Annotated in this window: 1 protein-coding gene; it reads right to left on the reverse strand. The window is 67.2% G+C overall.

What is annotated here, in order from left to right; translation table 11 throughout:
* Window positions 1-244, reverse strand: a 244-nt coding sequence (locus CVH10_RS26330; protein ID WP_181244732.1) for a hypothetical protein, incomplete at both ends; no start/stop codon positions are given.

Genomic DNA, 244 nt, shown 5'->3' on the forward strand with positions numbered 1-244 from the left:
ATAGTTCTGCGCGGCGAGGCGCGGATAGGCGAAGTTGGTGATCGGCGGGGCGGTTTCCGCATTCTGGCGCAGCGGCACGATGTAGCGGTCGGTGGTGACCGGCCCGATGTAGCGATGGCGGACGCTCGCCGAGAAATCGCCGATGTTGAGCGTCGCCCGCGTGGTGCCGCGCCATTCCGGCAGCGGCTGCCCGCAGGTGGGACCATATGCGCCGACGCACTTGTTCTTGATGTCCGGGAAGGCC

It is taken from the genome of Halomonas sp. ND22Bw (assembly GCF_003011945.1).
Taxonomy (GTDB): domain Bacteria; phylum Pseudomonadota; class Gammaproteobacteria; order Pseudomonadales; family Halomonadaceae; genus Halomonas; species Halomonas halophila.